The 25,999-nt window shown below is 71.3% G+C and carries 16 protein-coding genes; 9 read left to right on the forward strand and 7 right to left on the reverse strand.

The window, feature by feature from the left end; genetic code table 11:
- Positions 1-17: 17 nt before the first annotated feature.
- Both IF20_RS26870 and IF20_RS26875 read right to left on the reverse strand, forming a co-directional pair.
- Entirely contained in the window at positions 18-437 is a 420-nt protein-coding gene (locus tag IF20_RS26870) for a DUF7919 family protein (protein WP_052867924.1), read from the reverse strand.
- A 196-nt stretch (positions 438-633) separates the two neighbouring features.
- A complete protein-coding gene (locus IF20_RS26875) occupies positions 634-1,974 on the reverse strand; it encodes an MFS transporter (protein ID WP_110944583.1) in 1,341 nt (446 codons plus the stop codon).
- A 584-nt stretch (positions 1,975-2,558) separates the two neighbouring features.
- Between IF20_RS26875 and IF20_RS26885 the strand changes: the two genes are divergently transcribed.
- The 4 genes from IF20_RS26885 to IF20_RS26900 all read left to right on the forward strand — a co-directional run bounded on the left by IF20_RS26885 (position 2,559) and on the right by IF20_RS26900 (position 8,820).
- Positions 2,559-3,311, forward strand: coding sequence for a (Fe-S)-binding protein (locus IF20_RS26885; protein WP_052867927.1), 753 nt, complete (start codon positions 2,559-2,561; stop codon positions 3,309-3,311).
- Positions 3,312-3,357: 46 nt separating this feature from the next.
- Positions 3,358-4,851 (forward strand): lactate utilization protein B, encoded by a 1,494-nt coding sequence (locus IF20_RS26890; RefSeq protein WP_052867928.1) that lies wholly within the window; start codon positions 3,358-3,360, stop codon positions 4,849-4,851.
- Positions 4,848-5,492, forward strand: a complete 645-nt coding sequence (locus tag IF20_RS26895) for a LutC/YkgG family protein (protein WP_052867929.1) — start codon at positions 4,848-4,850, stop codon at positions 5,490-5,492. The genes IF20_RS26890 and IF20_RS26895 overlap by 4 nt, the downstream gene beginning before the upstream one ends.
- Before the next feature lie 133 nt (positions 5,493-5,625).
- Entirely contained in the window at positions 5,626-8,820 is a 3,195-nt protein-coding gene (locus IF20_RS26900; RefSeq protein ID WP_052867930.1) for a glycoside hydrolase family 2 TIM barrel-domain containing protein, read from the forward strand.
- 14 nt (positions 8,821-8,834) lie between these two features.
- Here IF20_RS26900 and IF20_RS26905 read toward each other — a convergent pair whose 3' ends face one another.
- Both IF20_RS26905 and IF20_RS26910 read right to left on the reverse strand, forming a co-directional pair.
- Positions 8,835-9,257, reverse strand: coding sequence for an ASCH domain-containing protein (locus IF20_RS26905; RefSeq protein WP_052867931.1), 423 nt, complete (start codon positions 9,255-9,257; stop codon positions 8,835-8,837).
- A gap of 10 nt (positions 9,258-9,267) precedes the next feature.
- The gene (locus tag IF20_RS26910) at positions 9,268-11,142 is read right to left on the reverse strand and encodes an ABC transporter ATP-binding protein (RefSeq protein WP_234426835.1); all 1,875 of its coding nucleotides are present in this window, start codon (positions 11,140-11,142) and stop codon (positions 9,268-9,270) included.
- A 189-nt stretch (positions 11,143-11,331) separates the two neighbouring features.
- Here IF20_RS26910 and IF20_RS26915 point away from each other — a divergent pair, with 189 nt between their 5' ends.
- Entirely contained in the window at positions 11,332-11,814 is a 483-nt protein-coding gene (locus IF20_RS26915) for a MarR family winged helix-turn-helix transcriptional regulator (RefSeq protein ID WP_052867932.1), read from the forward strand.
- 40 nt (positions 11,815-11,854) lie between these two features.
- Positions 11,855-14,797, forward strand: coding sequence for an FAD-binding and (Fe-S)-binding domain-containing protein (locus IF20_RS26920; protein WP_052867933.1), 2,943 nt, complete (start codon positions 11,855-11,857; stop codon positions 14,795-14,797).
- 28 nt (positions 14,798-14,825) lie between these two features.
- Here the strand turns inward: IF20_RS26920 and IF20_RS26925 are convergent, their stop codons facing one another.
- Positions 14,826-16,205: an alpha-amylase gene (locus IF20_RS26925; RefSeq protein ID WP_052867934.1), complete on the reverse strand. Its 1,380-nt coding sequence runs from the start codon at positions 16,203-16,205 to the stop codon at positions 14,826-14,828.
- A gap of 403 nt (positions 16,206-16,608) precedes the next feature.
- Between IF20_RS26925 and IF20_RS26930 the strand changes: the two genes are divergently transcribed.
- Positions 16,609-18,099, forward strand: coding sequence for a Gfo/Idh/MocA family protein (locus IF20_RS26930; protein ID WP_052867935.1), 1,491 nt, complete (start codon positions 16,609-16,611; stop codon positions 18,097-18,099).
- A 119-nt stretch (positions 18,100-18,218) separates the two neighbouring features.
- Here the strand turns inward: IF20_RS26930 and IF20_RS26935 are convergent, their stop codons facing one another.
- Together IF20_RS26935 and IF20_RS40090 are read right to left on the reverse strand one after the other, a co-directional pair.
- On the reverse strand, positions 18,219-19,628 hold the full coding sequence (locus tag IF20_RS26935) for a cation:dicarboxylate symporter family transporter (protein ID WP_052867936.1): 1,410 nt from the start codon (positions 19,626-19,628) through the stop codon (positions 18,219-18,221).
- A 180-nt stretch (positions 19,629-19,808) separates the two neighbouring features.
- Positions 19,809-20,702: a L,D-transpeptidase family protein gene (locus IF20_RS40090; protein WP_234426833.1), complete on the reverse strand. Its 894-nt coding sequence runs from the start codon at positions 20,700-20,702 to the stop codon at positions 19,809-19,811.
- A 304-nt stretch (positions 20,703-21,006) separates the two neighbouring features.
- Here IF20_RS40090 and IF20_RS38205 point away from each other — a divergent pair, with 304 nt between their 5' ends.
- Positions 21,007-23,607, forward strand: a complete 2,601-nt coding sequence (locus tag IF20_RS38205) for an ABC transporter transmembrane domain-containing protein (protein ID WP_234426834.1) — start codon at positions 21,007-21,009, stop codon at positions 23,605-23,607.
- Positions 23,604-25,385, forward strand: a complete 1,782-nt coding sequence (locus tag IF20_RS26950; protein ID WP_052867937.1) for an ABC transporter ATP-binding protein — start codon at positions 23,604-23,606, stop codon at positions 25,383-25,385. Before IF20_RS38205 ends, IF20_RS26950 begins: the two co-directional genes overlap by 4 nt.
- Positions 25,386-25,999 lie beyond the last annotated feature (614 nt).

Below are 25,999 nucleotides of genomic sequence, written 5' to 3' on the forward strand. Positions count from 1 at the left end.
AATCGGCCGCCGGGGCGTCATTCCACCAGAGTGAGCTCTTCGGTTGCTTCGAGTCCCGCCGCCCGCACTGCTGCCTGGCAGAACTCCTCGGGCGGGCAGTACTGGTGCTCGGTGATGTAGTGGAGCACCAAGTTCGGCGCGGCGTAACATGTGCCGCTTTCCCCTTCCACGCGGATTTCCGCCGAACCGAGCAGGACCTTCGTGTCGCCGGCTGGCCCACCGAAGACGAAAGGCCTGTCGGCGTCACAGAACTCGCAGTGGTGGACGCCGCGCATCTGGTTCTCGTAGGAGGCGCAGAGGATGCTCAAGGCCTCCACCACACGCTCGTCCACGAGTCCCTTGCGGTACCGGTGCTCCGCCGACAGCCATCCGACGTTGAGCATGTCGCGCGACGACTGGTCGTAGGAGTAGCGGGACAGGTCGGGGTAGTAGGTCATCTGTTGCTCCTCAGGTGCCGCGGGTCGCGGTGCTTCCGGCAGATCGACAACCGCGCGATCCCGCGGACGTGACATGCCGCGCCGCACAACATGCTGGAGCAGGCACGGGCTGGGAGTAGGGCATGACACGGATGCCCAGGTCGTCACCTTCGACGCCCTGGAGGAAGGAGCCGCCCTAGTACCGGCGCCCGCGCCCTCACCGCTCCAGCGGCCGGTGAGCCGTCTCGGGCAGCCGAAGGTAGACGGCCGAGGAGACCAGGCACAGCACGGCCACGTACACGGGGAAGAGACCGGCCTGCCCCATGTCCTTGAAGAGCGTGCCGATGTAGGGCGCCGTACCACCGAACAGAGCGACGGTGAGCGAGTAGGGGAACCCGATGCCCGCGGCGCGCACCCGGGCCGGGAACGTCTCCGCGTTCACGGCCGCCGAGATGGCCGTGAAGCCGCTCAGCAGGATCATGCCGGCGCACTGCACGAGCAGCAGCGTGACGAAGGAGTCGTCGAGCGCGCGCAGCAGCGGCACGCTCAGCAGCGCGAAGCCGAGTCCGAACATCAGCAGCAGCGGCTTGCGCCCGAAGCGGTCGGACACGATGCCGGTGAGGGGCTGGAGCACGGCGAAGAACGTCAGCGAGAGGGTGCCCGCCAGCAGCGCGTCCGACTTCGTCACCCCGGCGTTGAGCTCGGCGTACGTCGGCAGGTACGACGTCCACGTGTAGTACGCGAGCGTGCCGCCCGCGGTGATGCCGCAGATCAGCAGCGACTCACGCGGATGGCGGCGCAGCGCCTCGAAGAGACCGGGGCGGGGCGCCTTCGCCTGCTCCTCACTGCGCGTCTCCTCCGCTCCGCGCCGGACCCAGAAGCCCACCAGGCTCAGAACGGCGCCCAGTACGAACGGGACCCGCCAGCCCCAGCTGTCCATGGTCGCGGGGGCGAGGTTCGCGACGAGCAGCGCCGCGACGCCGGACGCGACGAGCTGTCCGATGGTCGTCGAGACGTACTGGAAGCTGGAGAAGAGTCCGCGCCGGCCGGGCCCGGCCGACTCCACGAGGAATGTGGTCGAGGCGGCGAACTCCCCGCCCACCGAGAGCCCTTGCAGCAGCCGGGCCAGGACGAGGATGACCGGCGCGAGGACTCCGGCGGCGGCGTACGTCGGCGTCAGGCCCACCAGGAGGCTGCTGCCGCCCATCAGCAGAATGGTCACCGTCAGCGCCGCACGCCGCCCGCGCCGGTCGGCGACCGCGCCCATCAGCAGCCCGCCGACGGGCCGCATGAAGAACCCCACCGCGAAGACCGCGAACGTCGACAGCAACGGCACCAGCGAATTCCCCGCGCTCTTAGGGAAGATCTGCGCGGCGATGTACGTGGCAAGGAAGGTATATGCATACCAATCATACCATTCAACCGCATTACCGACCGAGGCGGCGAACAGTTGTCGAACAGGACGCGCCGGAGGGGTCACAGCACCCGCACGAGACGCCTCATCGGTGGCGGCAACTGACCCATCCTCGGGCGCGGGCCCTTTTCTGGAAGCTGTCATGATCCGAATCTCCCCGTCTACGGGCACGGCGATTACGCCGCGCCAACCTCTCCAGAAGTCGTAGCGCTACACGCCACGGACGAACCTTCACCGGCGACCGCTTCATCGAGACCGCCTGACAACAAGAGCGAGAACCTCCACGCCCGCAAGGGCTCAGCTCAGGCGCTCGCAGCAGCCCTGACTATCCGTCAGCTAAGTCAGCAAACAGTCAGCATCGATCCGGCCAGACGCGGCGACACCCAGCGACACCTGCACATGAATGAACGCTCATGTATCTATGCCGACCTGCGTTGATGCAGGTACGGGGCGCTCAAGTAGACTGCCTGAGCGTCCGTGCAGGAGAACCAGTCGTACCATTCGACCGCATTGCCCACGGACGCCGCCGCGAGTTGCCGTGCTGCGGACACCGGGCGCCGCGTCCCCGGCGCCCGTTCCGCCATCTTGTTCTCCGCGCTCGACATGCGCCTCCGCTCCCGGGTCCTTCACGTGACCCTGCCGCTCGGGCAGGATGAGCCATCAGGTGATCATGCCCCCGCGAGGCCGGTGGCCGCCAGGTCCGAGTGCGGCCGAAAGGAGATGGCAACGTGCGCGTAGCACTGTTCGTCACCTGCATCAACGACACGCTCTACCCACGGACCGGCCGCGCGGTGGTCACGCTGCTGGAACGCCTGGGGGTGGAGGTCGGCTTCCCGGCGGCGCAGAGCTGTTGCGGGCAGCCGCAGTTCAACACCGGCTACCGGCACGCCACGGAGCCGCTGGCGCTCCGGTACGCGCGGGCCTTCCGCGACTACGAGTACGTGGTGGTGCCTTCCGGATCGTGCGCGGCGATGGTGCGGGACAACTATCCGCGGCTGGGTGAGAAGGCCGCGGCGGAGGGTCGCGGCGGTGCGTTGGCCGAGGCGGCGGCGGAGGCCGTGCCCAAGACGTATGAGCTGACGGAGTTCCTGGTCGACGTGTTGCGGGTGACGGACGTGGGCGCGTACTACCCGCATGCGGTCACCTACCACCCGACCTGCCACGGGCTGCGGATGCTGGGGCTCGGGGACCGGCCGCGCGCCCTGCTGTCGCACGTAAAGGGGTTGGAGCTGCGGGAGCTGGAGGGGGCGCAGGAGTGCTGCGGCTTCGGCGGCACGTTCGCGGTGAAGAACCCGGCGGTGTCCGCCGCGATGGGCGCCGACAAGACCCGGCACATCCGGGAGACCGGCGCGGCGGCGGTCTGCACGGTCGACAACTCCTGCCTGATGCACATCGGCGGCATGCTCTCGCGGCAGGGCTCGACGGTCCGGCCGGTCCACATCGCCGAGATCCTGGCCGGTACGGAAGGGGACGTGCTGTGACGGCAAGGGCCGATTCCGCTGACTCGCCGAGCGAAGGGAACGCGCTGTGAGCGTCACCGACCTGGGCATGCCGGCCTTTCCGGCGGCCGCTGCCCGCGCCACCCGCGACACCCGCCTGCGCGCCAATCTGCGCCACGCCACGCACACCATCCGGGACAAGCGGGCCAGGGCGGTCGGCGAGCTGGCGGACTGGGCGGAGCTGCGCGCGGCGGGGCGTGCGATCAAGGACCGTACGCTGCGCCATCTGGACCACTACCTGGAACGCCTGGAGGAGGCGGTGACCGCGGCGGGCGGCCGGGTGCACTGGGCTGCCGACGCGGCGGAGGCCAACCGCATCGTGACGCGTCTCGTCCGGGCCACCGGCGAGCGCGAGGTCGTCAAGGTCAAGTCGATGGCCACGCAGGAGATCGGGCTGAACGAGGCGCTGGCCGAGGCGGGGATCAGCGCGTACGAGACGGACCTCGCGGAGCTGATCGTGCAGCTCGGCAAGGACCGCCCGTCGCACATCCTGGTCCCGGCGATCCACCGCAACCGCTCCGAGATCAGGGACATCTTCCGCTCGGAGATGGGCGATTGGGGGCGGCCCGCGCCGGAGGGGCTGACCGACCGGCCCGGCGATCTGGCGGAGGCGGCGCGGCTGCACCTGCGCGAGAAGTTCCTGCGTGCCAAGGTCGGCATCTCGGGCGCCAACTTCATGGTGGCGGAGACCGGGACGCTGGTCGTCGTGGAGTCCGAGGGCAACGGCCGGATGTGCCTGACGCTGCCGGAGACCCTGATCTCGGTCGTGGGCATCGAGAAGGTGGTGCCTACCTGGCAGGACCTGGAGGTCTTCCTGCAGTTGCTGCCGCGCTCCTCCACGGCCGAGCGGATGAACCCGTACACCTCGATGTGGACCGGCACCACGGACGGGGACGGGCCGCGGACGTTCCACCTGGTCCTGCTGGACAACGGGCGGACGGACACGCTCGCGGACACGGTGGGCCGGCAGGCGCTGCGCTGCATCCGGTGCTCCGCGTGCCTGAACGTGTGCCCGGTGTACGAGCGGGCCGGCGGCCACGCGTACGGCTCGGCCTACCCGGGGCCGATCGGCGCGATCCTGACGCCGCAGCTGCGCGGCACGGCGAGCGAGCTGGACGCCTCGCTGCCGTACGCGTCGTCGCTGTGCGGGGCGTGCTACGAGGTGTGTCCGGTGGCGATCGACATCCCGGAGGTGCTGGTGCATTTGCGGGAGCGGGTGGTGGAGGGCGGCCGGGTCACCCGGCGCGGGGTGCGGACGGTGATCCGGCCCGCGAAGGGGCACGCGGCGGAGCGGGCGGCGATGCGGGCCGCGGCGTTCGCGTTCGACCGGCCCGGGGTGCTGCGCGCAGGGCAGCGGCTGGCGGCGCGTACCCGGCGGCTGCATCCGCGGCGGTTGCCGGGCCCGGGGCGCGCCTGGACCGACACCCGGGACCTGCCGCCGGTCGAGGCGGAGTCGTTCCGGGACTGGTGGCAGCGCACCCGGGGCGGGGAGCGCGGCAGCGGACAGGAGGGCGCGAAGTGAGCAGCCGGGACGTGGTACTGGCAAGGGTGCGCCGGGCGCTGGCGGACGTACCGCGCGCCGCCGGCCCCGAGGAGGCGCCGGTACCGAGGGACTACCTGCGGGCGCACGGCGACGAGTCGGCGGCGGACACCGTCCGGCTGCTGGCGGAGAACCTCGCCGACTACCGTGCGGTGGTCCACGACATCCACGCCGCCGGGTTGCCGGCGCTGCTCGCGCACCTGCTGGGCGAGCGGGGCTCGCGGTCGGTGGTGGTGCCGGCGGGGCTGCCCGCGGAGTGGCTGGCGAAGTGCGACGTGGAGGTGGTGCCGGACGCGCCGGAGAGGACGCCGGGCGAACTGGATGCGATCGACAGCGTGGTGACGGGCTGTGCGGTGGCGATCGCCGAGACCGGCACGATCGTCCTGGACGCGGGCCCGGACCAGGGGCGCCGCCGCATCACCCTGGTGCCGGACCACCACATCTGTGTCGTACGGGTGCCGGAGCAGGTCGTGGCGTCCGTGCCGCAGGCGCTGGAGCGGCTGTCCCCGCGACGCCCGCTGACCTGGATCTCCGGCCCGTCGGCGACGAGCGACATCGAGCTGGATCGGGTGGAGGGCGTGCACGGGCCGCGCACGCTGGAGGTGGTGCTGATGACGCCATGAGGGGGCTGCGTGATTTCCCGAGTGAAGGGGCCTGCGTGACTTTCTGAGTGAAATGGCGTGCGTGAGGCTTGTGTTGTCGAGGATTCGCGTTCGATCCTGACGCTTCCTGTTGCCTTACGTTCGGAGCTGTCGCATGACGTCGCGTCGTTTCAGCCGCCGCTCGTTCCTCGCCACCGGCACCGCGCTGGCCGGCTGGGCCGCCTTCGCCGCACAGAAAGAGGCCTTCGCCGCGGTGGTGTCCGGGAAGGCCACCACCGCGGCGGCGGGCCAGGAGTGGGACGGCGCGCCCGGCACGTTCCAGGTCAACCGCGAGCCCGCCCGCCCGCGCCTCATCCCCTTCCCGAACACCGCGGCGGCGCTCGCGGGCGAAGCCGACAGATCCCCGTACCACCGCTCCCTGAACGGCACATGGCGCTTCCACTGGGCCAAGAACCCCGACCAGCGCCCGGCCGGCTTCCACGCGCCCGGCTTCGACGACAGTTCCTGGGACCGCATCCCCGTGCCGTCCAACTGGGAGATCGAGGGCTACCCCGAGCCGATCTACCTCAACATCAAGTACCCGTGGATCGGCTACGAGGACCCGCAGCCGCCCCAGGCCCCGCACGACTTCAATCCGGTCGGCTCCTACCGCCGCACCTTCACCGTCCCCCGGGACTGGGACGGCCGCCGCACCCTGCTCTCCTTCCAGGGCGTGAAGTCCGCGTTCTTCGTGTGGGTCAACGGCGAGAAGATCGGCTACAGCGAGGACAGCTACACGCCCGCCGAGTTCGACATCACCGCTGCGCTCAAAAAGGGCGAGAACAGCCTGGCGGTCGAGGTCTACCGCTGGTCCGACGGCAGCTGGCTGGAGGACCAGGACATGATCGACCTGTCCGGGATCTTCCGCGAGGTCTACCTGTACTCCGTGCCGCGCGTCCATGTGCACGACCTCTTCGTGCACACCGAACTGGACGCGGCGTACCGCGACGCGACGCTGAAGGTCGCGGTGGCCGTACGGAACAGCGGCGGCGCCACGCCCGGCGACCACCGGCTCTCCGCGGTGCTGTACGACGCGAAGGGCCGGCCGGCGCTGCCCCGGCCGCTCACCGCCGACGTGCGGTTCGGCGCCGACGAGCGGGTCACGGTCGAGGTGGCCGCCGACGTCCGGGCGCCTGCCCTCTGGTCGGCCGAGGACCCGAACCTCTACACGCTCGTGACCACCCTGGCCGGCCCGGACGGCAAGGCCGTCGACATCCAGCGCACCCGCGTCGGCTTCCGTTCGGTCGTGTGCGAGCCGGGGAAGTTCACCGTCAACGGCGTGCCGATCGTCTTCCGCGGGGTCAACCGCCACGAGTCCGACCCGGACCACGGCCAGGCCGTGCCCGAGGAGCGGATGGTCCAGGACATCCGCATCATGAAGCAGCACAACATCAACGCGGTACGCACCTCCCACTACCCGAACGCCACGCGCTGGCTGGAGCTGTGCGACGAGTACGGGCTCTACGTCATCGGCGAGGCGAACCTGGAGACGCACGGCGTCCGCGACCGGCTCCCGGCCAGCCTCCCGGAGTGGACCGACGCCTGCCTGGACCGCATGCGCTCGATGGTCGAGCGCGACAAGAACCACCCCTCGATCGTGGTCTGGTCGCTGGGCAACGAGGCGGGCCAGGGCGACAACTTCAAGGCGATGACGGACTGGACGCACGACCGCGACCCCTCGCGGCCGGTGCACTACGAAGGCCAGAGCGCTGTCGCCGACATGGAGAGCCAGATGTACACCAAGCCGGCCGACGTCGAGAAGTACGGCAGATCCGGCAACCCCAAGCCCTTCATCCTGTGCGAATACGCGCACTCCATGGGCAACAGCACCGGGAACTTCCGCGAGTACTGGGAGATCTTCGAGCGCTACCCGAACCTGCACGGCGGGTTCATCTGGGACTTCTGCGACCAGGCGATCCGGCTCCCGGTCCCCGGCGACCGCCGGCGCACCTACCTCTCCTACGGCGGCGACTGGAAGCCCGGCTACCCCACCGACGGCAACTTCAGCTGCAACGGCATCGTCTCCTCGGACCGCGTGCTGCACCCGGCGATCCACGAGGTCAAGAAGTGCTACCAGGCCATCCGGATGGCCGCCGCCGACCTGGCCTCCGGCACCGTGAAGGTCACCAACAAGCAGCTCTTCCTCGGCCTGGACGCCTACGAGCTGCGCTGGGAGGTGACGCGTGACGGGGAGCGCATCCAGCACGGCACGCTGCCCGCGCCCGAGGTGAAGCCCGGCCAGGACACGACCGTGCGCATTCCGTACCGGCGCCCGGCGCGGCCCGAGCCCGGTGCCGAGTACTGGCTGAACCTGTCGTTCGTGCTGCGCCGCGGCACCCGCTGGGCGGAGGCCGGGCACAGCGTCGCCGCCGAGCAGCTGGCGCTGCCCTGGCACGCGAAGGCCCCCGCCGATGCCGCGCCGTCCGCCCTCCCGCCCCTGAAGCTCGCCGAGACCGCCGAGGCGGTCACGGTCAACGGCAAGGACGTGGAGGTCGTCCTCGACAAGTCCACGGGAACGCTGTCCGCCTACCGCCACCGGGGGCGGACGCTGCTGGCCGGCGGCCCGGTCCCCAACTTCTGGCGCGGGCCCACCGACAACGACATCGGCCGCAAGGCGCACGAGTCCCTGCGCACCTGGCGGGACGCGGGCACGAAACGCACCGTCGACTCCGTGAAGGCCGGGCAGCCGTCCGCCTCCGAGGTGACCATCGAGGTCAGCGCCACACTGCCCACCTCGCCCGCCACCTCCACCTGGCACACCGTCTTCACCGTGCGCGGCGACGGCGAGGTCCGTGTGGCGCACACCCTGAAGCCGGGCGCCGGCCTCCCCGACCTGCCGATGGTCGGCGCGCTCCTGACCGTACCGGCCGGCTTCGAGAAGCTGTCGTGGTACGGCCGCGGGCCGCACGAGAACTACCAGGACCGGCGCACCGCCGCGTTCGTCGGCCGCTACCGCTCCACCGTGGACGACCAGTACGGCCCGTACGTACGGCCGCAGCAGACCGGCAACCTGGTGGACGTGCGGCACGCCGCGCTCACCGGCCGGGACGGCGCGGGGCTGACCGTGCGCGCCGAGCCGGGCGACGACGCGCCGCTGCTGGAGATCAGTGCGCTCCACTACACGCCGCACGACCTGGACGGGCCGCGCCACCCGTACGAACTGAAGCCGCGCCCGGAGACCGTGCTCGGCGTCAACCACCGCCAGATGGGCGTCGGCGGCAACGACTCCTGGGGCGCGCCCCCGCTGGAGCAGTACCTCCTGCACGCCGACCGGGAGTACACCTACGCGTACCGGCTGACGCCCGCGTAAGGGAGGCCGACCGGTCAGCGGCGCTCGACGACGCGGAACCGCTCGGCGACGACCAACGTGTCGTCGCCGACGGTGAACTCCGGGTCGCCGAGCGCCGCGCGCAGCTCCGGGCCGTGCCAGAACTCCTCGTGCGCGGCACGCCATGCGGCGACCGTGGTGTGCCCTTCGCCCTCGTCCACGCAGTGCGCCTGGTCGACATCCGCGAGCCGCAGCACGCGCACCTCGGTCACCTCGACGACCGCCACCACGCGGCCGGCCGAGTCGGGCACCGCCCGGCGCTCCCCCACCTCGGGCAGCGGCTCCCCTTCGTGCGCGTACGCGTCGGCGAGCCCCGTCGTCGCCGTCTTGGCGCCGGAGAGCACCGCCGCCACCAGCCGGTCCCGCAGCTCGCCGGGGAAGCCGAGTCCGAACGCGGGCAGCGCGTCGTGAGTGGTCATGGCGCCCAGCCTAGGGCGCCGGCCGGGACAGCGTCACCGGCTTTCCCGGGGCGTGCGGGGCCCGGTCGACGCCGGTGCCCGCGTTGCCGTTCGGCGCTTCGGCCGGTGCCTCGGCGAAGGTTTCCGCCGGCGGTGTCCCGCCCGGTACGTCGGCCGGCGCGGCGTGCGCGTCCCGGCGTACCAAGGCGGCGTAGCGGCCGTCGGCGGCCAGCAGTTCGTCGTGCGTGCCGCGTTCGGCTATCCGGCCGGCGTCCAGGACGACGATCTGGTCGGCGTCGCGGACGGTGGAGAGCCGGTGCGCGATGGTGATCGTCGTACGGCCCGCCGAGAGCTTGTCGATGGCCTGCTGGACGGCGTGCTCGGTACGGGTGTCCAGCGCGCTGGTGGCCTCGTCGAGCACCAGCACCGGCGGGTCGCGCAGGATGGTGCGGGCGATGGCCAGGCGCTGCTTCTCGCCGCCGGAGAAGCGGTAGCCGCGCTCGCCCACGACGGTGTCGTAGCCCTCGGGCAGGGCCGCGATGTGGTCGTGGATCTGGGCGGCCCGCGCGGCGCGCTCGATCTCCTCGTCGGTCGCGTCGGGCTTGGCGAAGCGCAGGTTCTCGGCGACCGAGGCGTGGAAGAGGTAGGTCTCCTGGGAGACCACGCCGACCGAGCGGGCGAGGGTGTCGAAGTCCAGCTCGCGGACGTCCACCCCGTCCAGGGTCACCCTGCCACCGGTCACGTCGTACAGCCGCGGCACCAGATAGCTGAGCGTGGACTTGCCGCTGCCGGTCGGGCCGACCACGGCGAGGCTGCCGCCGGCCGGGACGGTCAGGTCGACGCCGCTGAGCGTGGGTGCGGCGGCAGGGTCGTACGCGAAGGACACGTTCTCGAAGCGGACCTCGCCGCGGGGCGCCGCCAGCCGCACCGGCCGCTCGGGCTCGGTGATGGCCACGGGCAGGTCGAGGTACTCGAAGATGCGCTGGAAGAGCGCGAGCGAGGTCTGCATCTGCACGCCGGTGGTCAGCAGCGAGGTGGTCGGGCGCAGCAGGCCCTGCTGGAGGGAGACGAAGGCGACGAGCGTGCCGAGGGAGAAGACCGGGCCACCGAGCTGGAGCACGAGGCCCGCCGCCCAGTAGATCAGGGCGGGCATAGCGGCCATCACGATGCCGATGGTGGCCATCCGCCAGCGGCCCGCCATGTTGGCACGCACCTCCAGATCGACCAGGCGCTCGGACTCCGCGGTGAAGTTGCGGGTCAGCGAGTCGGCGCGGCCCATCGTGCGGCCGAGCAGGATGCCCGAGACGGAGAGCGATTCGGTGACGATCGCGGACATCGTGGCCATCTGCTTCTGCCGCTTGGTGGTGATGCGCTTGCGCTCGTTGCCGACGCGGCGGCTGACCCAGACGAAGAGCGGCAGCAGGAGGAGGGAGACGACGGTGAGCCGCCAGTCCAGGGCGATCATGGCCACGACGGTGGCGACGACGCTGGTGAGGTTGGAGACCAGGGAGGTCGCGGTGGAGGTGACGGTGGCCTGCATGCCGCCGATGTCGTTGGCGATGCGGGACTGCACCTCGCCGGTGCGCGTACGGGTGAAGAACGCCAGCGGCATCCGCTGCAGCTTGGCGTAGACGCCGGTCCGCAGGTCGTGCATGACGCGCTGGCCGACGGTGGTGGAGATCAGGGTCTGCAGCACGCCGAAGACGCTGTTCAGCACCGCGGTGGCGATCATGCCGAGCGCGAGCAGGCTGAGCAGTCCGGTGCGCCGCTCCGGGATCGCCACGTCCAGGACCTCGCGCAGCAGGAACGGCGACGCGACGGACACCAGCGAGGCGGCGGCCACGAGCGCGCCCACCAGGGCCAGCCGGCCGCGGTACGGGCGGAAGAGGCGGAGGATCCGGCGCATCTGGACGGGCTGCTGCTCGTCCTTGGGCGGTGGGGTCCAGTCAACGGTTTCGGGACGCAATGAGCTCCTTCGGAGGATGCGGAGGGGTCGGGTAGGGGCACGGGCGCCGGGCGGCGCCCATGGCAGCAGTCGAGCCTAACCTATTGTTACCTATACTCACAATGAACCATGTCCTGATAGCCTTGCCGCATGCCCTCGCCCCACAACGGCACGAGCACCGGCCCACGCGCCGGCAGCCGCACCGCACCCGACGCCGACCTCGCCGAACAGCTGGTACGGCTCACCCGGCGCATGCACCGCGCCCAGAAGCGGCACCTGGAACCGCTCGCCCTCACCCCCGCCCAGTCCCGACTGCTGCGCATCGTGGCGCACTGCGACACCCCGCCCCGGATGGCGGACCTGGCAGCGCGGCTGGACGTCGTCCCGCGTGCGGTGACCACCCTGGTGGACGCCCTGGAAGCGGCGGACGCGGTACGCCGGGTGCCGGATCCGACCAACCGCCGGGTGGTGCGCATCGAGCTGACCGAGACCGGCCGGACGACACTCGGGGCGCTGCGAAGCGCGCGCCGGGCCGCCGCGGAGGACATCCTTGCTCCATTGACCGCCGACCAGCGCGAGGTGCTCGGCGGACTGCTGGCCACCCTGGTCGACGGTCCGGGGCGGCGCTGCTGACCCGACGGGCCGCTGACGAGGCGGCCGACGAGGAGGAGCCATGCCGTTGCTGGAGCCGGAACCGACCGCACTGCGGCCCGCCACGACCGAGGGCCCGGCGGTCGACCGGGTGCCGGATGAGCAGGCGACCGGCACCCCCGAGCCACTGCGCGGCGACCTGATCGCGCTGCTCGGCCCGGAGAAGGTCCTGTACGGCCTCTCCGACCTGGTGAAGTACGCCTCCGACGCCAGCCCGTACCGGTTCGTCCCGCAGGTGGTCGTGATCGCCGAGGACATCGACGACGTCTCGGCCGTCTTCTCCTACGCGCACGGCCACGGCCGGCAGGTCGTCCTGCGCGCCGCGGGCACCTCGCTCAACGGTCAGGCGCAGGGCGAGGACATCCTCGTCGACGTACGCCGCCACTGGGACGGCATCGAGGTGCTGGGCAACGGCGAGCGCGCCCGCATCGGCCCCGGGACGACCGTCGCCCGGGCCAACACCACGCTCGCCCGGCACGGCCGACTGCTCGGCCCCGACCCCGCGAGCGCCCTCGCCTGCACCGTCGGCGGCGTCGTCGCCAACAACGCCTCCGGGATGACCGCCGGCACCACCCGGAACTCCTACCGCACCCTGGCCTCCGCCACCGTCGTCCTCCCCTCCGGCACCGTCGTGGACACCGCGGAGCCGACCGCCGACGAGGAGCTGGCCCACGCCGAACCGGCGCTGTGCGAAGGGCTCATGGCCCTGAAGGCGGAGATCGAGGCGGACCCGGAGCTGGTCGCCCGTATCCGCGCCAAGTACGCGCTCAAGAACACCAACGGCTACCGGCTCGACGCCTTCCTCGACGGCGCCACCCCCGTCGAGATCCTGCGCGGCCTGATCGTCGGCTCACAGGGCACCCTCGGCTTCATCGCGGAGACGGTATTCGACACCCTCCCGCTGGACCGCCACACCTCCACTGCATTGCTCTTCTTCCCCGATCTGCGGGCCGCGGCCGCCGCCGTCCCGCGCTTCAACGAAGCGGGCGCGCTCGCCGTGGAGCTGATGGACGGCAACACGCTGCGCGCCTCGGTGCGCGTCGCCGGAGTGCCCGCCGACTGGGCGGCACTCCCTACGGAAACGACCGCGCTGCTCGTGGAGTTCCGCGCGCCGGACGAGGAGCGGCAGGTGGCGTTCGAAGCCGCCGCCGAGCAGCTGCTGAACGACCTGGAACTGGTCGCGCCGGTCGACTCCGTCACCAACGGGTTCACCCGCGACCCGGGCACCATCGCGGGATACTGGAAGGCCCGCAAGGCGTTCGTCACCGCGGTCGGCGGCTCCCGGCCCTCCGGTACGACGCTGGTCACCGAGGACTTCGCCGTACCGCCGGCACGCCTGGCCGACGCCTGTACCGCGCTGCTGGAACTGCAGCGCCGGCACGGCTTCGACGCCGCGGTCGCCGGCCACGCCGCCCACGGCAACCTGCACTTCCTGCTCGCGTTCGACGCCTCGAAACCCGAGGACGTGGCGCGCTACGCGGCCTTCATGGACGACTTCTGCCGGATGACGGTGGAGCGCTTCGACGGCTCGCTCAAGGCCGAGCACGCCACCGGACGCAACATCGCGCCCTTCCTGGAGCTGGAGTGGGGCCCGCGCGCCACGGACCTCATGTGGCGGATCAAGGACCTGTTCGACCCGCACGGCATCCTCGCGCCGCACGTCGTCCTGGACCGCGACCCGAAGGCCCACCTCCGCGGCCTGAAGACCATCCCCGAGGTCGAGGCCGTCGCCGACCCCTGCATCGAGTGCGGCTTCTGCGAGCCGGTCTGCCCCAGCCGCGACCTCACCACCACGCCCCGCCAGCGCATCGTGCTGCGCCGCGAGATGATGCGCCAGCACCCGGACTCGCCCGTGACCGGCGCGCTCCTGGATGCGTACGGGTACGACGCGGTGGACACCTGCGCGGGCGACTCCACCTGCAAGCTGGCCTGTCCGGTGGGCATCGACACCGGCGCGATGATGAAGGACTTCCGGCACCGGCGGCACTCGCCGCGCGAGGAGAAGGCCGCCGCGCTCTCCGCGAAGCGCTTCAAGGCGGTCGAGGCGTCGGCACGGCTCGCGGTGGCGGCGGCCGACCGGATCGGCGAGCGGATCGGCAACCGGCTGCTGGAGACCGTCACGGACGCGGCCCGCAAAGCCGTGCACCCCGACCTGGTCCCGCGCTGGCTCCCCGAGATCCCCGGCGCCGCTGCCCGCCGGCTGCCGCCCACCCGCAAGCAGGACGCGGTCGCCGTCTACTACCCGGCCTGCGTCAACCGCATCTTCGGCGAACCGGACGGATACGAAGGGCCCACCCTCCCCGAGGCCGTCGTCGCGGTCTCCCGGCGGGCCGGCAAGCCGGTATGGATCCCGGACGACGTCGCCGGCACCTGCTGCGCCACGATCTGGCACTCCAAGGGCTACGACGAGGGCAACGCCGTCATGGCGAACCGGATCGTCGAGGCGGCCTGGGGCTGGACCGCGGGCGGCCGGCTGCCCCTCGTGGTGGACGCCTCCTCGTGCACCCTCGGCCTCGCCCACGAGGTCGTCCCGTACCTCACCGAGGACAACAAGCAGCTGCACGCCGAGCTGACGGTCGTGGACTCCGTCGTCTGGGCGGCCGAGGAGCTGCTGCCGCACCTGGAGGTGGTGCGGACCGTGGGCTCCGCGGTGCTGCACCCCACCTGTTCGATGCGCCACCTGGGCGACGAGGCGCAGCTGCGTACGGTCGCGGAGGCGTGCGCCCGGGAGGTCGTGGTGCCGGACGACGCGGGCTGCTGCGCCTTCGCCGGTGACCGCGGGATGCTGCACAAGGAGCTCACCGAGTCGGCGACGGCTCGCGAGGCGGCCGAGGTGACCTCCCGTCACTTCGACGCGCACCTGTCGGCGAACCGCATGTGCGAGGTGGGCATGGACCACGCGACGCGGGGCCGCGGGTACTACTCCGTGCTCATGGAGCTGGAACGCGCCACGCGGCCCGTCTGAGGGACGGACCGCGCGGCGCCGCGTGGGTTCAGCTCTTGGCGTCCACGTGCAGGGCGACCGCGCCCTTGGCGGGCACGGTCAGCTCGGCCTTGCCGTCGTCGCCGACCGTGACGGTGTTGCCGTCGCAGTCGTCCGGCGCGGCCTTGGCGACGTTGCAGTACGTACCGGCGGCCAGCGAGGTGGCGAAGGTCTGCTTCAGTTCGCCGTCCCCGGCATTGAGCGCGACGAAGCCCTTGTCACCGCGTCCGAAGGCGATCGCGCTCGACCCGTTGTCCCACCAGTCGGTCAGTTCGGCGCCGCCGACGGCGTTGCGGAAGCCCACCATTCCGGTGATCTCCTGCTTCGCGTGCATGTCCGTCCAGCCGTCGGCGCCGCTGGGCGGGCCCGCGTCCTTGTCGGACCACTCGTAGCCGGAGAAGACGTTCGGCGAGCCGTAGGACGAGGCCAGCATGAAGACATTGGCGAGCGTGTAGGTCGCGCCGTCCTTGTAGGTGAGCGTCGAGCCGTTACGCTCGGTGTCCCAGTTGTCGACAAAGGTACGTGCCGACTCGCTGCCGAGCTTCCCGTCGGCGATGGTCTTGAGCTGAGCGATGCTGCCGCCCTGGAAGGCGCTCTTGAGGTGGCCCCCGTAACGGAACTCGTCGACGTCGCCGATGCCCGTGTACTCGTCGGGCTGCACCACCTCGCCGCCCCCGTAGATGACTTCGGAGACCCAGAAACCGGGATCGCTCATCTTGCCCTTGATCGCGGCCATGTCGTCGGCCGCCATGTGCTTGGCGGCGTCGATGCGGAAGCCGTCCACGCCGAGCGAGCGCAGGTCGTCGAGGTACTTGGCGATGGTGGTCCGGACGGCGTCGCTGCCGGTGTCCAGGTCCGACAGCCCGACCAGTTCGCAGTTCTGCACGTCGTCGCGGTCGCCGTAGTCGGAGATGTCCTTGCGGCAGGAGTGGAAGTCCTGGTCCTTGAAGTACCCGGGGTAGTCGTACTTCGTGTACTGCGTGCCGCCGGTCCCGGTGCCGGACCCGGACGACATGTGGTTGATGACGGCGTCGGCGACGACCTTGACACCCGCCTTGTGGCAGGCGGAAACCATGGACGCGAACGCGTCGCGGTCGCCGAGCCGGCCCGCGATCTTGTAGCTCACCGGCTGGTACGACGTCCACCACTGGTCGCCCTTGATGTGCTCCGAGGCGGGCGAGACCTCGACGTAGCCGTAACCGGCCGGGCCGAGCTGGTCGGTGCAGATCTTGGCGACGTCCGCGTACGGCCGCTCGAACAGCGTGGCCGTGACGGTCTTCTTGCCGGGCGGGGTGGCCTGCGAGCTCCAGGGGGCGAGCGCGGCGAGGCCGCCGGCGACGAGCACACCGGCCAGCGTGCCGCCGAGTATCCGGGAACGATGCTGCAACATGCGGCTCCTTCAGCATTCGGGCGCGGCGCACCACGCCCTCGAAGGCAGCCACGCGCCGAGGCCGCCGTGGGGGGAATCCGCGAGGGAGCCTGCCTTTACGAAGTGAACACGTCAACCCATTCCGCAAGAAATTCCAGTCGCTTGCGCAAGAGAAGAGTCCAAGTGTTCGCCTCAGGAGTCCAATTCGCCCCCTTGTGGCGCGTCCGTATCAACCGCCAGGGTCCTCACCGAGGTTCGCGCACGTACGTCGGCATACGTCGCGCCGAGCCTCGTTCGCACGCGCATGTCCGTACACGGAGGCCGGGGCGCACGCAGCCGTCCGTGCCGAGCTCCGCCCGTACGCAGCCCCACCCGAGGTCCACGCACGCAGCCGCCGGGCACCGTCCGCACTCCAGGAGGCCCCATGCATGACGCAAGACCCGAGCAGCACGACGACGAGAGCCGCCACCAGGGCGCCCCGGACGGCGCGGAGCCGTTCGGCACACCCGACGAGGCCGGGCCGAGCCGCCGCTCGGTCCTGCGGACCGCGGGCACGGCCGGAGCCGGGCTCGGGCTCGCCGGGCTGGGCGCGTTCGGCGCGAGCGGCACGGCGGCGGCCGCACCGGCGCCCGGCGGGGCCGCCGACACCGCCGCGGCACCGAAGCGACGCGGCAAGACCATGATCGGTGTGCCGTTCGAGGGCCGCAGCACCGTACGCATCGGCATCATCGGCCTCGGCAACCGCGGCGGCTCCATGATCGACCTCTTCCTCGCCGTGCCGAACACCCGGGTCGTGGCGGTGTGCGACCCGGTCAAGGAGAAGACCGCCAAGGCCGCGAAGAAGGTCACCGACGCGGGTCAGCCGGCGCCCGCCGTCTACGCCAAGGGCGACCGCGACTTCGAGAACCTCTGCAAGCGCGGCGACATCGACTTCGTGTACGTCGCGTCGCCCTGGGACTGGCACTTCGAGATGGCGAAGACCGCCCTGCTCAACGGGAAGCACGTGGGCGTCGAATGCCCGATAGCGCTCCGGCTGGAGCAGCTGTGGGAGCTGGTCGACCTCTCGGAGTACACCCGTAAGCACTGTCTCCAGCTGGAGAACTGCTGTTACGGGCGGAACGAGATGCGGGTGCTGCGGATGGCGCACGCGGGCCTCTTCGGCGAGCTGCTGCACGGCGCCGGTGCCTACAACCACGACCTGCGCGGCCTGATGTTCGACCCGGACTACTACGAGGGGCCGTGGCGCCGGCTGTGGCACACCCGGCTGCGCGGCGACCTGTACCCCAACCACGGCTTCGGGCCCGTCGCCAACTACATGGACGTCAACCGCGGCGACCGCGCCGTACGGATCTCCAGCTTCGGCACGCCCGCCCGGGGCCTGGCCGCGTACCGCGAGGAGCACATGCCGGCGGGCGACCCGAGCTGGAAGGAGACGTACATCGAGAGCGACCGGACGATCTCCCTCGTCCAGACCGCCAAGGGCCGGGTGATCCGCCTGGAGCACGACGTCTCGACCCCGCACCCGTACAGCCGCATCAACAGCCTCGGCGGCACGAAGGGCGTCTTCGAGGACTACCCGGAGCGGATCTACATCGAGCCGGACCACAACAACGACGAGTGGGGCGACTTCGGCGCGTACGCCGAGTGGGACCACTGGCTCTGGAAGGAGCACGCCAACCCGCCCGGCGGCCACGGCGGCATGGACTACATGCTGGTCTTCCGGCTGACCCAGTGCCTGCACCTGGGCCTAGTGCCCGACTTCGACGTGTACGACGCGGCGACCTGGACCTCACCGGTGCCGCTGAGCGACCTGTCGATCAAGGCGCACGGCAAGCCGATGGAGATCCCGGACTTCACGCGCGGCGACTGGCAGAAGGCCCGGCCGGGGATGGACTCGGAGAAGCCGAAGGCCTGACGGCCGAGGCCGTCAGGCGGCCACGGAGCCCCTGAGGGACGCCGGGGCCCGGCGGGCGTACGCCGGCCGGGCCCCGTTCGCCGTCGCTCACCTCCGCGGCCGGCTCCGCTCTCCGGCGCTCACTTCTCGACCGACGCGTCCCTGGCGGAGGGCTCGGAGGACGCCTCGGAAGGCGTCTCGGAAGGCGTCTCGGGGGCGGCAGGCGCCTGGGGAACGCCGGGCGCCTCCGGCGCCGCGGCCGCCGCCCCGTCCAGCACATGCCTCGCCGTCACCCGGTCCAGCGCCCCCTCCCAGCGGGAGACCGCGAAGACCGCGACGCAGTTGCCGAGCAGGTTGGTCGCCACCCGCATCGAGTCCATGATCCGGTCGACGCCGAGCAGCAGCGCCACCGCGGCCGCGGGGATGACACCCAGCGCGGACGCGGTCGCCGACAGCGCGAGGAACGCCGAACCGGGCACGCCGGCCATGCCCTTGCTGGTCAGCATCAGCACCAACACCACGGTGATTTGCTGACCTGTCGACAGGTCGACCCCGACGGCCTGCGCGATGAAGAGCGTGCCGATGGAGAGGTAGATCGACGCACCGTCGAGGTTGAAGGAGTAGCCGGTCGGCAGGACCAGGCCCACCGCGTCGTCCCGGCAGCCCGCGGCCCGCAGCTTCTGCATCATCCGCGGCATCACCGTCTCGCTGGACCCCGTACCGAGGGCCAGCAGCAGCTCCTCACGGGTGTAGCGGACGAACTTCCACAGGCTGAGCCCCGTCACGGCCTTGAGCGCGAGCCCCAGCAGGACGAGAAAGGCGAGCGCGACGCCGTAACAGACGGCGATCAGCTTCGCGTACGTCGTCATCGCGCCGAGGCCGTACTCCCCCACGAGGTGGGCGGTGGCCCCGAAGACGGCGAGCGGCGCGAGGCGCATGATGTAGCCGACGATCGTGAAGACGACCTCCTGCGCCTGCTCGATGAACGGCAGGATCTGCGGCACCTTCGTCTGTCCGAGGTGCAGCAGCGCCGCGCCCGTCAGGCAGGCCAGGACGAGCACCTGGAGCAGGGAGTTCTCGGCGAACGCCCCGACCGCGCTGTCCGGCAGCGCTTCGAGGACGAACTGCGCCGTGGAAGGCAGATGTCCGCCGCCGGTCTTCGCGTCCACGGCGCCCTGGTCGAGCGAGGCCGGGTCGACGTGCATGCCCCTACCGGGCCCGAAGACGTTGCCCGCGAGCAGGCCGATGACGAGCGCGACGGTGGTCGCCACCTCGAACCAGATCAGCGCCTTGAGGCCGATCCGGCCGAAGGCCTTGAGATCGCCCGCCTTGGTGATGCCGGCGACGACGACGCAGAACACGAGCGGGGCGATCATCGCCTTGATGAGGCGGACGAAGCCGTCGCCGAGCGGCTGGACGGCCGAGCCGAACTCCGGCCACAGCCGCCCGACGAGGACTCCGAGGAGCAGGGCCACAAGGACCTGCGTGAACAGACTGGTGCGCAGCATGCGGCCGGCCCGGCGAGCGAGCGATCCGGTGGCGAGCGGCACGGACTCTCCCTAGGACGGATTCTGAGATACGGAAGAGGACTTCCGCGATCCGCCACTATGGTCGAGCCCCAGGCCGCACAGAAGAGCCCGGTACCGCATGGAAAAAATCTTGGAGATTGATCCAAGTAACCCGCGGTACACGCCCTCAGACCTCGGGCGTCAGACCTCCTGCCTCAGGCCTCACGCCTCCAGGTCGGACTTGTCCCCCATGACCACGACCGGGTGCTGGGCGGGGTCGAGCGTACGCAGCAGGTACTGCATCCCGGACTTGGGGATGCTCACGCAGCCTGACGTCCCGCTCCCGTGATCCATGTGCAGCCAGATGCTGCCGCCCTTGGACTGCCCCTCGGGCCGGGCCGGGTCCAGGGGCGAGACGCCCTTGGCACGGTTGTAGTCGATGGCGATGACGTAGTCGAAGTCGTGCCGGGTCTTCTTCGCCCAGTACGAGGGCGGGGTGAAGGCCGCGCTCGCGGTGTACGGCAACTTGGCGCCCGGGTCGGGCAGCACGCCACCCGCGTCGGACAGCGAGTACACCCCCACCGGGCTGCGCTTGTCCCCCTCGTGATGGTCCAGGGTCCAGCCGCGCTTGCCGTTGTGCGCCTGCCAGCTGCGGACGCGGCTCCAGGTACTCCCGGCGGTGTCCTTGCGACCCGCCGCGCCCTGTACGGCCTTCGCCGGCTTCTGGTCCGTCGAGCCGCTCTCGCCCTTCACCCCCTTCGCCCTCTTCTCGTTCTTCTCGCCCTGCTCGTCCTTCGTGCCCTGCTCGTCCTTCGTGCCTTTCGTGTACAGCACGACGGTCGAGGTGGTGGCGTTCCTGCCGTCCCCGTACACCGCGATCACCTGCCGGGAATCAGCAGGGATCCGGGACTGCAGCCGCTCGCCCACCCCGGGAATGCGGGTCAGCCCCGTGGCCGGCGTGGCACCCGAGTACCCCGCACGCCCGGCGGACTTCTCCCCCTGGTGCCCCGATCCGCCACAGCCGGCGACCAGAACGAGCCCCGCAGCGGCCAGCGCGCCCGCCCGTGTCACCGTGACCGTCCGTGCCTGTCCGGCCGTCTTACGTGTGCTTCGCATGCCCCCTATGGTCGCACCGACGACCGCCGCATGATCGGTCGACTTGACACCCCGCGGACGCAGCGACACACGGGACCGCACATCGTGGCCCGATCCATGCGTTGCGCCAGAAAAACGATTGAAATTCCCGGCCATTCCACGCCAACCTTCCATGGCTCCGCCCTGCTCCTGTCACGGGCGGCAGGGCAGCGAGTGGCACAGCCCTGCCCTGCTCCGCTGCGCCCACCGCGCCGGCGGGAGCGCCCGGCCCGTTCTCCGGCCGGCGCTCCGCCCGGCCCCTCATCCGACGAAACGCTTGGACGTCATGCAGATTCGCGATCTACCGCATCCCGACCCGGGTGTCCCCGACGTCCGTACCGGTGGCCGCTTCCTGGTATGGCTCTACCGCCGACAACTGGGTGGCCAGCTCAAAGCCATGGCCTGGGGACTGGTGCACACCGGCGCCGTCGCCTCCTTCCCGCTGCCGGTGGGCATCGCCGTACAGGCCGTCGCCGACCGCTCCGGCGCCCGACTCGCCCTCGCGGGCGGACTGTTGATGCTGCTGGGCGTGCTCGTCGCGGTCGGTGACACGATGCTGCACCGCGCCGCCGTCACCAACTGGATCACCGCCGTCGCCCGTATTCAGCAGCTGCTCGCCCGCAAGACCGCGGAGCTGGGCTCGGCCCTGACCCGGCGGGTCGCGGCCGGCGAAGTGGTCGCGGTCAGCACGGGTGACCTGGAAAAGATCGGATGGTTCGTCGAGGCCATCTCCCGCTTCTCGGCCGCCGCGCTCACCTCCATCGGCGTGTGCGTGGCGCTGGTGATCTACCAGCCCACGCTGGGTGTCGTGGTCGCGGTCGGGGTACCGGTGGTGGCGCTCGCCGTGCTGCCGCTGCTGCCCCGCGCGACGCGCCGCGCCGACGAACAGCGCGAGAAGGCCGGATACGCCACGGAACTGGCCTCCGACACCGTCGCGGGCCTTCGCGTGCTGCGCGGCATCGGCGGCGAGGAACTCTTCCTCGGCCGCTACCGCACCGCCTCCCAGGACGTCCGCAAGGCCGCGGTGCGCAGTGCCCGCATGTGGTCGCTGATCTCGGCCGTCCAGGTCGCACTGCCCGGCCTGCTGCTGATCGCCGTCGTCTGGTACGGCGCGCGGCTGGCCCTGGACGGCCGCATCGAGGTCGGCGCGCTGGTCACGATGTACAGCGCGGTCACCTTCCTGCTCTATCCCCTGCAGCACTTCGAGGAGATCGCGCAGGCGTACTCCTTCTCCCGGCCGTCCGCGAAGCGGGCCGCCCGCGTCCTGGCGCTCAGCCGCCCGGTCGACGGCCGCATCACCGACCACGCCCCTCTCAGCGGCGACCTGTACGACCCGACCACCGGCCTGCTGGCCCCGGCCGGCCGCTTCACCGCGGTGGTCTGCGGCGACCCGGACGCGGCGGGCCGGCTCGCGGAACGCCTCGGCGGCCATCCGGCCAGCGCGGCGGACGTGGAGGAGGACGTGACCGGGGACGTGGGCGAGGACGTGGGCGAGGACACTGTGGGCTCCGTGGCTCCCGTGGGCCTCGTGGACGCCGTAGGCCCCATGGACGCCGTGGACCCCGTGGACACTGTGGACGCTGTGAACGCCGCGAACGGCATGGCCAAGGAGACCGCGAAAGCGGACGAGGCCGTGCGGGGAGGAACGCGTGCGCGTGCAACTGCGCGTGTAATGGGAGGTACGCGGGCGCGTGCAGTTGAGGGGGCGCAGGAGGCCGTGTCTCCAGGTACGGATTCGGCGGAGGCCGTGTCGTCGCGCCCGGGCTCGGCGGAAGAGGTCGTGTCGTCGCGCCGGGAGCCGGCGGAAGAGGCCGTGTCGTTGCGCCGGGAGCCGGCGGAAGAGGCCGTGTCGTTGCGCCGGGAGCCGGCGGAAGAGGTCGCTTCCCCGGCGACGGAATCGGCGGCCCCGGCGATGGCCACGAGCAGCCCGCTTCCCTCCGTGCAGCTGGGCGGCATCGCCCTGGACGACGTACCGCGGGACGCCGCCCGCCAAGCCGTACTGGTCCAGGACAAGGATCCGGTGCTGCTGTCGGGGACGCTGCAGGAGCTCTTCGACGTACCGTCCTCCGGCGCCGTCACCGCGCGCCAGGCCCTGGCCGCCGCGCAGTGCGACGACGTGCTGGCCGCGCTCGCCCAGGCCGGCACCGGCGGGACGGACGACCCGATGCGCAGCCGCCTCACCGAACGCGGCCGCTCGCTCTCCGGCGGCCAGCGCCAGCGGCTCGCGCTGGCCCGGTCGCTGGTCACCGACCCGGAGGTGCTGGTGCTCGACGAGCCGACCAGCGCGGTCGACTCGCACACCGAGGCGCGGATCGCCGACGGCCTGCGCGCCCTGCGCGACGGTCGGACCACGGTCGTCCTGACCTCCAGCCCCCTGGTGCTGGACCGCGCGGACCAGGTGGTCTTCCTGCCCGACGGCAAGGTCGTCGCCGTCGGCCCGCACCGCGAACTCCTCCGCAGCAACCCGGCCTACCACGCGGTCGTCACCCGCGAGACCGACGAGGAACGCGCCCGTAAGAAGGGTGCCACCGGCACCCCGCTGCAGGACGGCCCGGGTGCGACAGGCCGGAACAGCGCGGGCACGCCACGGCAGGACGACCCGGGCACGACAGGGCAGGACAGCTCGGGCACGACACGGCGCGACCCGGGTGCGACACGGCGGGGCGGCCCAGGTGCGACAGGTCGGGACGGCTCGCCTGCGGCATCGGCGGACGTTCCGCGCGACCGTCCTGATGACCACCCGGATGAGCGTCCCGATGGGCCTCCGGATGGGCGTCCCGATGGGCGTCCGGATGATCGCCCCGAGGGGCTCCTGCAGAAGACCGACGACTCCAGCCCCACGCGCGCCCGGATGGGCACGCTCGAAACGATCGAGGAGACGGCATGATCGGCCTGGCGCCGCCGGAGCACGATCCGGAAGCCGCACGTACGACGACCATCCTTCCCGTCGGCTCCCCCGCGACCGTACGCAGCTACGTCGCCGGACTGATCCGCCGTCATCGCAAGGCATTCGTCCTCCTCGTCACCGTCAACGCCATCGCCGTCATCGCCTCGATGGTCGGCCCGTATCTCCTCGGCGACCTCGTGGAAGACCTCGCCGACGGCGCGCGCAGCATCCCTCTGCAGCGCACCATCGCCCTGTTCGCGCTCGCCCTGGTCATCCAGACCTTCTTCGTACGCATGGTCCGGCTGCGCGGCGCGATGCTCGGCGAGCGGATGTTGGCAGACCTGCGCGAGGACTTCCTCGTGCGGTCCGTCGCACTGCCGCCCGGCGTGCTGGAGCGGGCAGGCACCGGAGACCTGCTCTCCCGGATCACCACGGACATCGACCGGCTGGCCAACGCGATGCGCGAGGCCGTGCCGCAGCTGTCCATCGGTGTGGTCTGGATCGGGCTGCTGGTCGGGGCGCTCGGCCTGACCGCACCGCCGCTCGCCCTGTCCGTGCTCGTCCCGCTGCCCCTGCTGATCGTCGGGTGCCGCTGGTATTTCAAACGGGCGCCGGCTGCTTATCGTTCCGAGGCCGCCGGATACGCCGCGGTGTCCGCCGCACTCACCGAGACGGTTGACGCGGGGCGCACCATCGAGGCGCACCGGCTCGGCGACCGCCGCACCCTGCTCTCGGAGCGGCGCATCCGCGAGTGGACGCAGTGGGAGCGGTACACGCTCTACCTCCGCTCGGTCCTCTTCCCGGTGATCAACGGCACCCACACCCTGAACCTCGGTGCCGTGCTGATGTTCGGCGGCGCCTTCGTCCTCCAGGGCTGGATGACGATCGGCCAGCTGACCACCGGTGCGCTGCTCTCCCAGATGATGGTCGAGCCGATCGGCATGGTCCTGCGGTGGTACGACGAACTGCAGGTGGCCCAGGTGTCGATCGCCCGGCTCGTCGGCGTGCGGGAGATCGAACCCGAGGCGGTGGACGAACGCATCGCCCCCGACGGCCGGCACGTCCGCGCCGACGGCGTCCGCTTCGGCTACCGGGCCGATGTCGACGTCCTGCACGATGTGTCGCTGCGGGTACGCCCCGGTAGCCGCGTGGCGCTCGTCGGCCCCTCGGGCGCGGGCAAGTCGACCCTCGGCCGGCTCCTCGCCGGGATCTACGCGCCCCGCACGGGGGAGGTCACCCTCGGCGGCGCCGCACTGTCCCGGATGCCCGCCGAGCGGGTACGTGCCCATGTGGCCCTGGTCAACCAGGAACACCACGTTTTCGTGGGCTCGTTGCGCGACAACCTGCTGCTGGCCCGTACCGGCGCGACCGACACCGACCTGTGGGCGGCACTGTCCGCGGTCGACGCGGACGACTGGGCGAAGGGGCTGGACGAGGGGCTCGACACGGAGGTCGGCTCCGGCGGTTACGCGCTGACTCCGGCGCAGGCCCAGCAGATCGCCCTGGCCCGGCTGGTCCTGGCGGATCCGCACACCCTGGTCCTGGACGAGGCCACATCGCTCCTCGACCCGCGAGCCGCCCGCCACCTGGAGCGCTCGCTCGGCAAGGTGCTGGACGGTCGGACGGTCGTCGCCATCGCCCACCGACTGCACACGGCCCACGACGCGGACGTCATCGCGGTGGTCGAGGACGGCCGCATCACCGAACTCGGCAGCCACGACGAACTGGTCTCCGCGAACGGCCCCTATGCCGCCCTCTGGCACTCCTGGCACGCCTGAGCACCCCGCCGGTCCCCCTACCTCGCCTCCGGCAAGCCGGACCTCGTCGCCCCGAGGAGGGCCCGGGACCGGCCGAGGTGGATCCGGGGCCGGCCGAGGTGGATCCGGGGACGCCCGAGGTGGATCCGGGGACGCCCGAGGTGGATGCGGGGCCGGCCGAGGTGGGTCCGGGGACGCCCGAATCGGATCGGGGGCCCGGCGGCTCGGACGAGGGGGAAGCGCAGCGGCCGCCCAGCCACATCGACCGCCATGAAGACCCGGTGTCGGTCGATGCACTCGCCGGTGACCCGGTAGCCGCCGGTGATCGACGCATACCTCCCTCGGTACGCATCGGACGCCTGCGTCAGGGCGGTCAAGCGCTTCGCGTCCCGCCTGCCGGTCCATCCGATGAATCCGGCCCGTCCGACGAATCCGGCCCGTCCGATGGATGCGGCCCGTCCGATGGATATGGACTGCATCCGCCGGGATGCAGAGGCAACGACAGGCCGAGCCTCTTACCTCTACGGGCCGGCGGCCTAGGTCGTTTCTGATGGCTCTTGGACTGTGTCGCGGAGCCAGATGACGATCGCGGCGACGGTCAGTGTGCCGTTGAAGAGGTAGTCGCGCTTGTCGAA

The sequence above is a fragment of the Streptomyces niger genome (assembly GCF_000718305.1).
Taxonomy (GTDB): domain Bacteria; phylum Actinomycetota; class Actinomycetes; order Streptomycetales; family Streptomycetaceae; genus Streptomyces; species Streptomyces niger.

What these genes read in the sequence shown, in the direction of transcription:
- IF20_RS26905 (WP_052867931.1), bottom strand. Translation starts at nt 9,257, where the DNA reads ATGACCACTCACGACGCGCTGCCCGCGTTCGGACTCGGCTTCCCCGGC.
- IF20_RS40090 (WP_234426833.1), bottom strand. Translation starts at nt 20,702, where the DNA reads ATGCGAAGCACACGTAAGACGGCCGGACAGGCACGGACGGTCACGGTG.
- IF20_RS26920 (WP_052867933.1), top strand. Translation starts at nt 11,855, where the DNA reads ATGCCGTTGCTGGAGCCGGAACCGACCGCACTGCGGCCCGCCACGACC.
- IF20_RS26875 (WP_110944583.1), bottom strand. Translation starts at nt 1,974, where the DNA reads ATGACAGCTTCCAGAAAAGGGCCCGCGCCCGAGGATGGGTCAGTTGCC.
- IF20_RS26930 (WP_052867935.1), top strand. Translation starts at nt 16,609, where the DNA reads ATGCATGACGCAAGACCCGAGCAGCACGACGACGAGAGCCGCCACCAG.
- IF20_RS26950 (WP_052867937.1), top strand. Translation starts at nt 23,604, where the DNA reads ATGATCGGCCTGGCGCCGCCGGAGCACGATCCGGAAGCCGCACGTACG.
- IF20_RS26870 (WP_052867924.1), bottom strand. Translation starts at nt 437, where the DNA reads ATGACCTACTACCCCGACCTGTCCCGCTACTCCTACGACCAGTCGTCG.
- IF20_RS26925 (WP_052867934.1), bottom strand. Translation starts at nt 16,205, where the DNA reads ATGTTGCAGCATCGTTCCCGGATACTCGGCGGCACGCTGGCCGGTGTG.
- IF20_RS38205 (WP_234426834.1), top strand. Translation starts at nt 21,007, where the DNA reads ATGCAGATTCGCGATCTACCGCATCCCGACCCGGGTGTCCCCGACGTC.
- IF20_RS26910 (WP_234426835.1), bottom strand. Translation starts at nt 11,142, where the DNA reads ATGCGCCGGATCCTCCGCCTCTTCCGCCCGTACCGCGGCCGGCTGGCC.
- IF20_RS26900 (WP_052867930.1), top strand. Translation starts at nt 5,626, where the DNA reads ATGACGTCGCGTCGTTTCAGCCGCCGCTCGTTCCTCGCCACCGGCACC.
- IF20_RS26915 (WP_052867932.1), top strand. Translation starts at nt 11,332, where the DNA reads ATGCCCTCGCCCCACAACGGCACGAGCACCGGCCCACGCGCCGGCAGC.